The sequence below is a fragment of the Enterococcus sp. DIV1937 genome, assembly GCF_050535975.1.
GTDB classification, from domain to species: domain Bacteria; phylum Bacillota; class Bacilli; order Lactobacillales; family Enterococcaceae; genus Enterococcus; species Enterococcus faecalis.
Map to the genome: position 1 here is coordinate 1,244,661 of NZ_CP172909.1, position 13,767 is coordinate 1,258,427.

The window sequence follows — 13,767 nt, forward strand, 5'->3', positions numbered from 1 at the left end:
TTTTTTCCGATAAGAGCTTCTTTTTTGTTAATAGTCAACAATTAATAAAAAAATAATTGAAAAAGGTTGACAAAAATAATGATACTCGTTAGAATAAGCACTGTTAACAAATGAATAGCGTTTTCATGTGACTAGATAATACTAGGCATGGAAGAATTTCGTAATACAATGTGGTGTACAATGGTTACGCAACATGTTTAACGGGATTGTTCTATGCTTTTTTTGTTGTTTTCACTGAAAATGTTAGAATTACTTCTGCAGAAGAGGGTCATTTATGAAAATTAAAAAGGTGCTAAATCAAAATGCTGTACTTGTTCTTGACGAAGGACAGGAGAAAGTAGCTGTCGGTAAAGGCGTCGGGTTTAATAAGACTAAAAATGATGTCTTATCTCGACAATTGGTGGAGCGGATGTTTGTGATGGAGCCAGAAGGACTGAAAAAACTTCAAGTACTGCTATCACAAATTGAAGACAAATACTTTTTAGCGAGTGAAGAAATTATCCAACATGCTGAAACGGTATTGGGTGAAAAGTTGAATGAACATATTAATATTGGGTTGAGTGATCACATTGCTTTTGCAGCTGAAAATATTCAAAATAATATTATTGTTCGGAACAAGCTTTTAAGTGAAATTGAGATTTTATATAGTGAAGAATTTGCTATTGCTCAATGGGCTGTAGAATATTTAACACAAACCTTAGAGATTCCATTTAGTTATGATGAAGCGGGGTATATTGCAATTCATATCCATAGTGCTCGCAGCGGGCGTACTGATAATAGTAAAAGTATCCGTGAAGTTACAATCGTTTCTGAAATTATTCATTTAATCGAGCAGGAATTGGCTATTGATATTCATGATGATAAAAATAGTCTCAGTTATTCACGTTTGGTGAATCATTTACGTTTGTTTATTCATCGCTTCCAACAAAATCAATATGCTGTTTTAGATGAAGAAATTTTGGAAGTCGTAAAGAAAAAGTATGCTGAAAGCTATGAAATCTCAAAAAAAGTACAAGTCTTATTAATGAGAAATTTTCATTATCAAGTACCAAATGAAGAACTTGGTTATTTATCGATTCACATTGAACGATTAAGAATGACCAAATAATAAAAATTAAATAGTTTATGTGAGGAGTTACGTATAATGAAAGCGTATATGCAAAGAATGGGACGTTCGTTAATGTTACCAGTTGCTGTATTACCGGCGGCTTCTTTATTAGTCGGTATTGCCAACTGGATCGTGGGAACAATCGGCGCTAGTCCAGCCACAACTTTTCTAATGAATGGTGGTTTGGCTATCTTAAACAACTTAGCATTATTATTTGCGGTTGGTTTAGCGTTAGGAATGTCAAAAGATAAAGATGGATCAGCAGCATTAGCTGGTTTAGTCGCTTATTTAGTGCCAAAAACTGTTTTAGCGCCTGCTTCTATCCAAGCCATTAAAGGCTTCAAGGATATTGCTGAAGTAAACCCAGCCTTCAACAGCATGGACAACAATGTCTTTGTCGGGATTGTCGCTGGTTTAGTTGCCGCGGCAATGTATAATCGTTTCTCTGGTGTGAAATTGCCAATGGCTTTATCATTCTTTAGTGGAAAACGTTTAGTTCCTATTATGTCAGCTATTTCGATGTTAGCAATCTCAGCTGTCTTATTCTTCTTCTGGCCAGTTGTTTATAACGGATTAGTTGCTTTTGGTAAAGGAATCTCTAGCTTAGGTTTCGTAGGAGCTGGCTTGTATGGTTTCTTTAACCGACTATTAATTCCAACAGGCTTACACCATGCTTTGAATTCTGTTTTCTGGTTTGATGTTGCTGGTATCAATGATATTGGGAACTTTTTAGCTGGTCAACAAGCGTTAGATACTGGTAAAGCAATTGTAGGACAAACAGGGATGTATCAAGCTGGTTTCTTCCCAGTAATGATGTTTGGTTTACCAGCAGGTGCGTTTGCAATTTATCAATGTGCACGTCCTGAGAAGAAAAAAGTTACAGCTTCATTAATGTTAGCTGCTGGTTTTGCGGCTTTCTTTACAGGCGTAACTGAACCTTTAGAGTTCTCATTTATGTTCGTTGCTTGGCCTTTATATGTTTTACATGCGGTCTTTACAGGTATTTCTTTAGCATTCGCTGCGTTTATGCATTGGACAGCTGGCTTTGCCTTTAGTGCAGGTTTTGTAGACTTCTTCTTAAGTTTGAAAAACCCAGTCGCAAATCACCCAATGATGTTGGTGGTTCAAGGACTTGTCTTTGCGGCAATTTACTACTTCGGTTTCCGTTTTGCAATCACTAAGTTTAACTTAATGACACCAGGACGTGAAGAAGGCGATGGCGAAGAAACGCCAGATGTTGCAGAAGGTGACAACAAATTTGCTTCTCTAGCTCGTCGTATTTATGATGGTTTAGGCGCTGATGCTAATGTAACTTCTATTGATAACTGTACAACTCGTTTACGCTTAACAGTGAAAGATACAGGCAAAGTGGATCAAGCAAAAATTAAAGCAACTGGGGTTCCAGGTGTGAAAGTCATTGATGACACCAATATCCAAGTGATCGTTGGTACGGAAGTACAATTTGTTGCTGACGAAATGCAACGATTATATAACCACCAAGCGCCAGCAACACCAGCCAAAGAAACACCTGTTTCTAAACCAGTTGTTGAAGAAAAAGCACCAGTTTCAACAAAAGAAACTGAATTATATTCTGTAGCGAATGGGAAAGTTATTCCTATTTCTGAAGTACCAGATGATGTTTTCTCAGCAAAAATGATGGGTGACGGTTTTGCTGTCGTACCAACAGACGGCGAAGTTTCAACACCCGTTGCTGGTAAAATTACTAGCATTTTCCCAACAAAACATGCGTTAGGTATCCAAACAGATTCAGGCATTGAAGTATTATTACACATGGGTCTAGATACTGTTGAGTTACAAGGTGGACCATTTACATTACATGTTGAAGAAGGCCAAGTTGTAAAACAAGGCGATAAAATTGCAACCATTGATTTAGCGGCATTAGAACAAGCTGGCAAAAAATCAGATTTAATTGTTGTTTTCACAAATCAAGATATCGTTGCTCAATACGATTTACAAAAAGCAGGTCAAACGACTTCAATGAATGATGTAATCGGAAATGTTACCGTAAAATAAAAGTAAAAAAGGGCTAGCCGCAAGGCAGCCCTTTTTTTGTATTCTTTGAAAGTGTTAGTGTCTGTAGAGCCAGTAATAAAAATCTCTTGCTCTACAGGTTTTTATTTATAAATAGCCTTAGAAAGTTTCGCATAATTGAACACTTCAACCACTCACAAAAATGGCCAATGTAACGGACAGAAAACAAGGAAGCGTTTTCTTTTATATGGATTATAATAAATATATCAAGGAGGGGTTGCTATGAGTTCGAAAAAAGAACGTGGACAAAAATTGTTGTTACTTCTCTCAAAAAAACAAGATTATATGACTGCAGAAGAATTGGCAAACTGCCTAAGTACTTCTCCTAAGACAGTTTATCGTTTGATAAAAAAAATTAACGATGAATTTTCAGAAGGTTCACTCATATTATCTGAGAAAGGACGAGGATACAAGCTAGACTATGAACGATTTATGGAACAGAATCGACATTTAGTCGAAAAAGAAAGTGATTTTTCGCCAAGGGAAAGACGCAATCGAATTCTGAAGGAATTGTTGTTAGCTTCTCCACAAGCTAAAAATGTTTATGAATTATTTGCAAGATATTATGTTGGCGATTCTGTGATATTTAGCGATGAACAACAATTATCCGAAGATTTAAAGAAATATGATTTAACACTCAAACGGAAAAATCGAACGTTGGCAATTATCGGTGAGGAAAGAGCTATCAGGAAAGCCATTTCCGATAGAATACAACTGTTGAACATTATCGATATTGAGGATCTTCGAAACAACAAAGCATTAAATTTTAATAATTATGATGTCCTTTTTACGTTAGATCAAGTCAGGAACATTGAAAAAAAACTGGATATTACTATTCCACATCCATATAACGTAAACATCTTTTCGCATCTTTATATCTTAATTAGTCGTTCACGAAAAGTAGCTATTTCTGAAAAATACCAATTATCTAACGAAGAAGAACAAGAATTAACAAAGGACTTAGTACTCAAAAAGGTCGCGCAAACAACGATTCAACAGATTGAAACTTATTTAAATAAGAGACTGCCTAACGTTGAAATTTATTACTTATATCAATATTTGGTTTCTTCTAGGATGCAAGGTTCGTTTAGTAAAGTAACTAATTTTTCTTTCAAAGTAATGCAAGTTACTCAATTTTATTTAGAGGAAATGAGTGCACAACTAAAAATTTTAACTGATAATGATCAGCTATTTCTTGAATTGGCTAGTCATATAAAACCAATGATAAATCGTCTTGAAAACAGCATACATGTTAAGAATAGTTTATTGGATCAAATAAAAATGACGTATGAAACAATTTTCGGAAAAATTGCGCAAGTTTCTAAGCAAGTAAGTAAAAACTATCAACTGCCGGCTATAAACGAAGATGAGAATGGGTTTATTACATTGTATTTTGCGCGAATGATTGAAACCAATCAGTTACCTATTCGTACTTTGATTATGTGTACCACTGGAATTGGAACTTCAGAACTATTGAGAGTAAAAGTTGAAAAGAAATTCCCTGAATTACAAATTGTTGAAATTATTGCCACACGAAATATAAAGAAATCATTAAAAGATTATTCTGATATTGAATTGATTCTTACAACGATTCATTTACAGGAAAAGGTCCCCATTAAATCATTGTTGGTAAGTGCCATGTTTACAATGGATGATCAGTATCGTTTACAAAGAAAAGTTGAGGAAATCTATCATGAACGTTAATCCTTTATACCAAGTTTTCCTAAACCAAGAACTTCTTTCAAAACAGCAAGTATATCAATTCATTGCAGAAACAGCAGCACCTTGGTTAACGCCTGAAGAAAAAAAGCAGATTGAGGAATCTTTGGTAAATCGTGAGAAGATGGGAAGTAATCAGATTGCAGAGCAAATTGTCTTGCCACATTTAGAGAATGCACTCTTGAAAAAAAGTGAAATATATCTGATTGGCTTAAAAACAGAAATCCAAGAATGGACGGCAGACATTAAGCAAGTGAAATTAATTATTGTCATTTTACTAAAAGAAAATGAACAGTTAAAAGTAAAAAAAGAAATCAGTCGATTTACTAGAAAATTAGCAAATGAAGACTTCTTAGAAAAGTTGTTGCGTTTAAAAACAGAAACAGATTTTTATAAAATTATAGAAAAATTTGAGGAGGAAAAATAATGAAGATAGTCGGCGTAGCAGCCTGCACAGTAGGAATTGCTCACACATATATCGCACAAGAAAAATTGGAGAACGCTGCAAAAAAAGCAGGAGTTGAGATCCATGTAGAAACACAAGGGACCATTGGGGTTGAAAACAAACTAACGGATGAACAAATTAAGGAAGCGGACATTGTTATATTAGCCATTGATGTAAAAATTTCTGGAAGCGAGCGTTTTGATGGGAAACGAATCATTCAAGTACCTACAGAAGTTGCTGTAAAATCACCCACTAAACTAATTGAAAAAGCAGAAGAAGTTATGACACAAGAAAAGTAATCTTCTAGGAGGAATTGTAATGGAAGTAAAGGATATCATTGACTTAAAAACCGTTAAAACGAATATGAATGTAAATACAAAAGAGGAAGCGTTAAAAGAATTAGCCAATCTTTTGCTTGAAAATGGCAATATTTCAGAGGAAAAAGGTTTTATAAAAGATATCTATGATAGAGAGGCGGAAGGCCAAACAGGCATCGGAAACTATCTAGCCATTCCACATGGCAAAAGTGCGTATGTAAAAAAAATAGGCGTGGCCATTGGTATTAATAGTACAGAAATTCCTTGGGAATCTTTAGATGATAATGGCGTAAAAGGAATCATTCTTTTTGCTGTGGGTAATGATCATAAAGAAACAACTAGCCATCTTAAACTATTATCATTGTTTGCCAGAAAACTCGGAAATGATGAAGTAGTGAGAGAATTCCTTCAATCAAAATCGCCAGAGGATGTAGTGAAGGCATTCTCTTAATGAAATTACAGAGACAGCATATTGTGGATATTTTCTACAGAAGAATCCACAACAGTAATTTTTTTAAATAGAAAATAAAATGAAAAGAACAATGTTTAGGAGGATAAAAATGAAAAAACTAAAAGAGTTAAATCTTAAAGGTCATTTATTAACAGCAATCTCATATTTAATTCCAATTGTCTGTGGCGCTGGCTTTTTAATTGCAATTGGTATGGGGTTTGGTGGCTCAAGTCAAGGAACCTTGGTGCCAGGTGAATTTTCGCTTTGGGATGCTTTAGCTACTATGGGTGGCGCTGGCTTAGGCTTACTGCCGGTTGTTATATCTACTGGCATTTCCTTTTCAATCGCTGGTAAACCTGGAATTGCTCCGGGCTTTATTATTGGTTTAACTGCGAATGCAGTTGGCGCTGGCTTTATTGGTGGTATCTTAGGTGGTTACTTGGCAGGATATCTTGTATTAGCTATTTTAAAATATGTGAAATTACCAAACTGGGCGAGAGGGTTAATGCCAACATTAATTATTCCATTTTTAACCTCAATTACTGGTGGATTAATCATGGTATATATTATCGGGACCCCAATAACGGCATTTACTTCATTATTAACGAACTTTTTAGATAGCTTAGGTAACTCGTCATTATTAATTTTTGGTGGTGTAATTGGTTTATTAAGTGGTATAGACTATGGCGGACCCATTAACAAAACTGTTTTTGCCTTTGTTTTGACAATGCAAGCGGAAGGACTTAATGGACCAATTACAGCATTGCAATTAGTAAATACAGCAACGCCAATAGGCTTTGGATTAGCTTTCTTCTTTGCTAAATTATTTAGAAAAAATATTTATACAAAACTAGAAGTTGAAACGTTAAAGTCTGCCGTACCAATGGGAGTGATTAACATTGTTGAAGGTGTTATTCCTTTAGTTATGAATGATATTGTCCGAGGAGTCATTGCTACAGCGATTGGCGGCTTCGTGGGTGGCGCAACAACAATGATCTTAGGGGCAGATGCGACAGTTCCATTTGGCGGTGTTTTAATGATTCCAACAATGAGTAAACCGCTGGCTGGCATTATTGCAATTGTTGTAAACGCTGTGGTTACCGGTTTAGTTTTAGCTATTATTAAGAAAGATGTAACTGAGAAAGATATGGAAGCGTTAGTAGAAAAAGAAGAAGAGGAGATAAACTTGGAAGATATTCAGATTTTCTAAACAAAATGAAAAAGCGCAACAAAATTAATGCAATTTATATTGCCTGTCAGAGATGTGTCAACGTCTGAATATAACGAGTTAGAAAAATTTTCAAAAACATCAACCAAATAATCAGATAGAAAGAGTTGAAAATTAGAATGAACAAAGTTGAATTTTCTCCGTCACTAATGACGATGGATTTGGACAAGTTTAAACAACAAATCACCTTTTTGAATGATCATGTTGCTTCGTATCACATAGACATTATGGATGGTCACTATGTGCCAAACATTACATTATCTCCGTGGTTTATTGAGGAGTTAAGAAAAATTTCGAAGCTCCCAGTATCTGCCCATTTAATGGTTACGAATCCAAGCTTTTGGGTACAACAACTAGTAGATATCAAATGTGAATGGATTTGTATGCATGCAGAGGTTTTAGATGGTCTAGCATTTCGCCTAATTGACCAAATTCACAATGCTAATCTTAAAACAGGGATCGTCCTTAATCCCGAAACGCCTATTGAATCAATCTTTCCATATATTGAATTGTTGGATAAAATCACAATCATGACCGTTGATCCAGGCTTTGCTGGCCAGCGATTTATTGAAGGAACACTTGATAAAATTGTTGCTCTTCGTAATTTACGTGAAGAAAAAGGGTATCGTTATGTAATTGAAATGGATGGCTCATCGAATAGAAATTCATTTAAGCGAATTGATGCTGCAGGACCTGATATTTATATTGTTGGTAGAAGCGGATTATTTGGATTAGATGAAGATATTGAAAAAGCTTGGAAAATGATGAGTAGAGACTATGAAGAAATGACTGGGAAAAAAATTCCATAAAACATTTGACTGTTTGTTAAAAGAATAGATAAGTTGTATAAAGTCAAGCCTAGAAAAGAATTTTGTTCATTCTTATCTGGGCTTTTTTGATGCAATAAATAAGCGTCAATAGAAGAAAATTACTTGTTATTCTATTCTAGGTGAAAACGTTCAATCTTGCGAAGTTACGGTTTGTTCACAAAAAAGTTACTTTTATTAAATAAAACTAAAGAAGTAACAAAAACTTCGCTTTTTTCAGTTATTTCAAGTAACATAGAACGTATCTTAAAAGAAAAAGTTTGGATGATTCGATGCGTAGAGTAAGAAAAATAATTTATAAAATCATGCTACTTTTGTTTGTTGGTTTAGTTGCTGGTCTTGGCTATCTTGGCTATAAAATACATCAAAATGTTGAAACGGTAATGACCTTTGAAAAACAAGTAGAAGCAGAAGTCAAAAAAAATAAAATACCTGAATACAAAACATTAGCTTTAGCGATTATCTATACAGAATCTAAAGGGAAATCTGGCGATATTATGCAGAGCAGTGAAAGTGTTTATGGACAACAAGAAGTGATTGAAACACCAGAGGAAAGTATCGCACATGGCGTCAAATTTCTCGCGGAAGCGTTAGCGAAAGCAAAAGAAGCTGGCTGTGATGAGTGGACAGGCGTACAAGCATATAATTATGGACTGGATTATATTCAGTTTGTTAAAGAACGCGGCGGGAAACACACGACAGAGTTAGCAGAAGAATATTCAAGAGAAGTCCTTTCACCGTTGCTAGGAAATGACCAAAATACGAAATATCGTTATTATCGTTGGCAAGCGTTAGTTTACAATGGTGGTTACCTTTATCAAAATGGTGGCAATATGTTCTATGCGGAAATTGTCAAAATGAATCGTTGGTTTATTGAAAAGTTAAATTAAAACGAGAAAAGTCTAAAGAATTCTTTCAACTTACAGGAATTTTTTAGGCTTTTCTTGCAGTTTCATGAAAATGCAAGTAAACTAGAAGGGATGTAACTGATTAATTGAAAAGGTAGGGAAAGAGCTGGATGTTGAATAAAGTCGACCTGAAAAAAGGGTTAAGTACAGAAGAAGTTGCCAAGCAGAAAGAGTTAGGCCTTCAAAATAATTATGAGGAAAATGTAGCAAAATCTACAAAAGATATTATTTTTGATAACGTCATGACGTTATTCAACTTTTTAAACTTTGCAATCGCTGTTTGTTTACTATTTGTCGGAGCGTATTCCAATCTGGCTTTCTTAGCGATTATTATTGTGAACATGTCAATCGGGATTTTCCAAGAAATTCATGCCCGTAATTTAGTTCAAAAATTATCTATTGTGGCAAAAGAAAATGTTCATGTTGTTCGAAATGGCGTACAACAAGAAATTGATACAAAAGAACTAGTTATGGAAGATATTGTTATTATCTCTGCAGGGGAACAAGTTCCTTCTGATATGGAAGTTATTGACGGTAAAGTCGAAGCGAATGAAGCGTTGTTAACAGGTGAATCAGATTTAATTGAAAAGGAAATCGGCGATACCTTGCTTTCTGGAAGTTTCATTGTTAGCGGACAAGCCTATGCCCGTGTTATCCACGTTGGTGCCGAAAACTATGCTGTGAAAATCACCCAAGAAGCCAAAGTGCATAAACCAATTCAATCAGAGTTAGTCAATTCGATTCGTAAAGTCTCTAAATTTACAAGTTGGGTGATTATTCCTCTAGGGATTATTTTATTTGTTGAAGCTTTTTGGTTAAGAGATGCTGGCATTAAAACATCTGTTGTTGCTTCTGCAGCTGCTTTGTTAGGGATGTTACCAAAAGGATTAGTACTATTAATTAGTATTGCGCTGACAACAGGTGTCATTAAGTTAGCCAAAAAACGTATTCTAGTACAAGATATGTACTCAATTGAAACATTGGCCCATGTGGACACTTTGTGTTTAGATAAAACTGGAACGATTACAGAAGGTAAAATGAAAGTGCAAAAGGCGATTATCTTGCATGACAAATATGAAGAACTCTTCCCGCAGATTATCGGAAGCTACCTATCTGAAAGTACGGATAATAATATTACAATGCAAGCAATTCGTGATCATTATGAAGTATCCAATCGATTTGGCGCAAAAGAAGTCTTGGCTTTTTCTTCTGAACGAAAATGGGGGGCTATTGAATTTCCAGAAATTGGGACAGTTTATTTAGGGGCTCCTGAGCGTTTGGTAGACGATAGTCGGTTGCCAGAAGCTGTTTTTACAGCACAAGAGAATGGTTATCGCGTCTTGATGTTAGCCATTGCGGAACAACAACCGTTAAACGAAACCAAAATGCCTTATTTAGAGCCATTAGCAATTCTAGAAATTGACGATCCAATTCGCCAAAATGCCAAAGAAACACTGGCTTATCTAAAAGAAGAAGGAATCGACTTAAAAGTAATTTCTGGTGATAATCCGGTGACTGTTTCAAATATTGCTCGTCGTGCTGGGCTACCCGGTTATGAGTCTTATATTGATTTGTCGACCAAAACGACAGAAGCAGAAGTGCGTGAAGCGGTTCAGCAATACACAGTGTTCGGACGTGTATCGCCTCAGCAAAAACGAACCATTGTACGTGAGTTGAAAGACACAGAGCATGTGGTGGCGATGACCGGCGATGGGGTCAACGATGTTTTAGCGTTACGAGAAGCGGATTGTAGTATCGCTATGGCAGAAGGAGATGGCGCTACTCGGCAAATTTCTAATCTAGTTTTGCTAGATTCTGATTTTACAACGTTACCAGATGTCTTGTTTGAAGGACGGCGTGTGGTAAATAATGTAACTCGAGTTTCCAGCGTTTTCTTCATTAAAACGATTTATTCGTTTATTCTCTCAATCATTTGTGCCTTAACGGCCATTGCGTTCCCGTTCATTCCGATTCAAGTGACCTTGATTGATTTAGCAATTGAAGGGTATCCTGCTTTCTTCTTATCTTTCGAAGGGGACAAACGAAAAGTTGTCGGGAAGTTTTTACCAACGGCTTTGAAAAATGCGTCTGTTAATGCGCTTTTAGTTGTAGTGAATATCATTGCTGTTTATCTGATTGGACAAAATCAAGGATTTTCTTCTTTAGACACCACGACGTTAATGTATTATTTATTAGTTGGAATTAGCTGTATGGCTGTTGTTCGAGCATGTCTGCCTTTAAATCCATTACGCATTTTCTTGGTTTTCAGTACCATTATTGGTATTTATGTAGCAGCTATGTTATTCCACAACATTTTAGAAATTGGTTTCTTAACTTCGCAAACAATGGGTCTCTTCTTTATTATGATGGCCATTAATATTGTAGTGCGTGTAACAATTGGTTTCGTACAAATGAAACGTGCTGGAAAAACAATTAAAGATTTATAAAAAGCGGAGGTTGAGCTAAAAGCATTCGTCTCCAGAAATGCAGTTCTTCTTTAAATCTTGAAGGAAGTCGGAGCAAGTTTGATGTTTAACTGATTATTTTAAGAGTTAGTGTCTGGGGCAGGAGTCAGGATGACTTTTGTCCTAGATACTTTCTTTTTTTGTTGAGTTGAAACAAGATACTTGAAAAACAGAGATTATGTGATACAATAAATCATGTGTAAATGTGTCCATTGGAATTCGCACTGAAATGACAGTGCGTTTTTTAAACGGTCAATCACATGAGTTAGCACAATGCTATTCTTAGGAGGTGAGGACAATGGCACAACGCATTCCTCAGGAAGTCATTGAGGAAGTTCGTCACCGAACGAATATAGTAGATATTATTGGGCAGTATGTCCAGTTAAAAAAATCCGGTAAAAATTATATGGGTTTATGTCCGTTTCACGAAGAACGTTCCCCTTCATTTTCAGTAGCAGAAGACAAACAAATTTTTCACTGTTTTGGCTGCGGGAAAGGTGGAACTGTTTTTAATTTCTTGCAAGAAATTGAAGGCATTAGTTTTCCAGAATCCGTGAAACGTGTTGCAGATTTGGAACATTTATCTGTGGACTTTGATTGGTCAGAGCCGCGTGAAGTAGCGGATACCCCAGAAAACCAACAAAGACGGAGTTTGTTACAACTGCATAGTAAAGCCGCAGAACTTTACCATCATATTTTAGTGAATACTAAAATTGGCGAACCCGCATTAAACTATTTATTAGAGCGGGGGTTAACACAAGAACTAATTGAGACCTTTCAAATTGGATTTGCGCCGCAAAAACGTGATTTCTTAAGTCAAGTTTTTAAAAATGAACAATTGGATGAAACGCTTTTTGAGCCTTCTGGGCTGTTTGTCCAAAGAGATAACGGTACGTTTTTGGATCGTTTCTATCAACGAATCATGTTTCCAATTAATGATCCCCAAGGCAATGTCATCGCCTTTTCTGGTCGCTTGTTAAAAACAGCTGATTTTCCAGGGGATGAGATGCCTAAATACTTGAATAGTCCTGAAACAACACTTTTTAATAAGCGAGAAACGCTGTTTAACTTTGATAAAGCCAGAAAAGAAATTCGTAAAGAAAATACAGTCTTGCTTTTTGAAGGATTCATGGATGTTATCGCTGCTTGGCAATCAGGCGTAAAAAGTGGGGTGGCTTCAATGGGGACTAGTTTGACCAATGAACAAATTCGGCGTTTGGAACGGGTCGCTAAGGAAGTAGTTATTTGTTACGATGGCGATAATGCCGGTGTTCAAGCCACAAACCGTGCGATTCAATTATTGCAAGAAAACAGTCATTTTGACTTGAGTATTGTCAGCATCCCTGAAAAGCTGGATCCTGATGAATATGTGCGGAAATATGGCGCAGAAGCTTTTCAAAATTTAGCCAATCATGGCCGAGAAACAGTTTTTAGTTTTAAAATGAACTATCATCGGTTAACTAGAAACATGAATAACGAAAAAGAACAATTGGATTATGTGAACGAATTGTTACGGGAGTTAACCAATGTTCAATCTCCCTTGGAACGTGATCGTTATTTAAACCAAATTGCTCAGGAATTTCAACTTTCTGTTCATAGTTTGGAAGAGCAATTCAATCAATTGAAGCAAGAGCAACGTTCAGTCCAACGACAAGAAAGGCAACAATTTTATCAAGATGAAATGATGCCACCACCAATGGAAGAACCTGTTTTTGAAGAGAATCACGTCCAGAACAAGTTACCGTTAACCCAAGTTCAAAAAGCAGAACGTTCTTTATTATTTCGTTTAATGAATGAACAAGGAGTACGGCAAACCGTTCAACAATTGCCAGATTTTTCATTCGCTCATGATGAATACCAAGAATTATATTTCTTGCTAGAAAGTTATGCGACACTGCATCAAAGTTTCGACATTGCCGATTTTATTAATTTCTTGCAAGATAATCAAACCAAACAATTAGCAATTGAAATTGCGTATCAGAATTTATCAGAAGAAAGCTCTGAGCGAGAAGTTGCCGATTTATTACATGTAATTGCCTTATCAAGTATTGCAGAGGCAATTGAGCAGAAAAAGATTCAACAGCAAGAAGCAAAACGAGTGGGCAACCAACAGCTTGAAGCCGAATTAACAATGGAGATTATCCAATTGGCTCGACAGCTTAAAGCTCAATGAACATTTACTTAAGCAATATAATGAATAGAACTAAGCGTTTTGTTCATTTTATTTTGATAAGTCCCAGTGATTTA

General features: G+C 35.9%; 11 protein-coding genes. All 11 read left to right on the plus strand.

Annotation, left to right across the window (positions count from 1 at the left end):
- The first annotated feature begins 274 nt into the window (after window positions 1-274).
- The 11 genes from IGL13_RS06045 (at window position 275) to dnaG (ending at window position 13,693) form a co-directional block, all read left to right on the plus strand.
- On the plus strand, window positions 275-1,108 hold the full coding sequence (locus IGL13_RS06045) for a PRD domain-containing protein (RefSeq protein WP_002357655.1): 834 nt from the start codon (window positions 275-277) through the stop codon (window positions 1,106-1,108).
- Between the two features lie 36 nt (window positions 1,109-1,144).
- On the plus strand, window positions 1,145-3,142 hold the full coding sequence (gene nagE, locus IGL13_RS06050; RefSeq protein ID WP_002366661.1) for an N-acetylglucosamine-specific PTS transporter subunit IIBC: 1,998 nt from the start codon (window positions 1,145-1,147) through the stop codon (window positions 3,140-3,142).
- Window positions 3,143-3,382: 240 nt separating this feature from the next.
- On the plus strand, window positions 3,383-4,864 hold the full coding sequence (locus IGL13_RS06055; RefSeq protein WP_194180159.1) for a BglG family transcription antiterminator: 1,482 nt from the start codon (window positions 3,383-3,385) through the stop codon (window positions 4,862-4,864).
- A complete protein-coding gene (locus tag IGL13_RS06060) occupies window positions 4,854-5,306 on the plus strand; it encodes a PTS sugar transporter subunit IIA (protein WP_002365637.1) in 453 nt (150 codons plus the stop codon). The genes IGL13_RS06055 and IGL13_RS06060 overlap by 11 nt, the downstream gene beginning before the upstream one ends.
- The gene (locus tag IGL13_RS06065; RefSeq protein WP_430604632.1) at window positions 5,306-5,623 is read left to right on the plus strand and encodes a PTS fructose transporter subunit IIB; all 318 of its coding nucleotides are present in this window, start codon (window positions 5,306-5,308) and stop codon (window positions 5,621-5,623) included. Before IGL13_RS06060 ends, IGL13_RS06065 begins: the two co-directional genes overlap by 1 nt.
- Before the next feature lie 19 nt (window positions 5,624-5,642).
- Window positions 5,643-6,092 carry a PTS sugar transporter subunit IIA gene (locus tag IGL13_RS06070; protein ID WP_002365638.1) on the plus strand — a complete coding sequence of 150 codons (450 nt, stop codon included), beginning with the start codon at window positions 5,643-5,645 and terminating at the stop codon, window positions 6,090-6,092.
- Between the two features lie 109 nt (window positions 6,093-6,201).
- Window positions 6,202-7,302 carry a PTS fructose transporter subunit IIC gene (locus IGL13_RS06075; protein WP_002369426.1) on the plus strand — a complete coding sequence of 367 codons (1,101 nt, stop codon included), beginning with the start codon at window positions 6,202-6,204 and terminating at the stop codon, window positions 7,300-7,302.
- 137 nt (window positions 7,303-7,439) lie between these two features.
- Window positions 7,440-8,129, plus strand: coding sequence for a D-allulose 6-phosphate 3-epimerase (alsE, locus tag IGL13_RS06080; protein WP_002371172.1), 690 nt, complete (start codon window positions 7,440-7,442; stop codon window positions 8,127-8,129).
- 290 nt (window positions 8,130-8,419) lie between these two features.
- Entirely contained in the window at window positions 8,420-9,037 is a 618-nt protein-coding gene (locus IGL13_RS06085) for a lysozyme family protein (protein ID WP_002357646.1), read from the plus strand.
- Between the two features lie 128 nt (window positions 9,038-9,165).
- A complete protein-coding gene (locus IGL13_RS06090; RefSeq protein WP_002378298.1) occupies window positions 9,166-11,502 on the plus strand; it encodes a cation-translocating P-type ATPase in 2,337 nt (778 codons plus the stop codon).
- Window positions 11,503-11,818: 316 nt separating this feature from the next.
- On the plus strand, window positions 11,819-13,693 hold the full coding sequence (gene dnaG, locus IGL13_RS06095; protein ID WP_002378297.1) for a DNA primase: 1,875 nt from the start codon (window positions 11,819-11,821) through the stop codon (window positions 13,691-13,693).
- Window positions 13,694-13,767 lie beyond the last annotated feature (74 nt).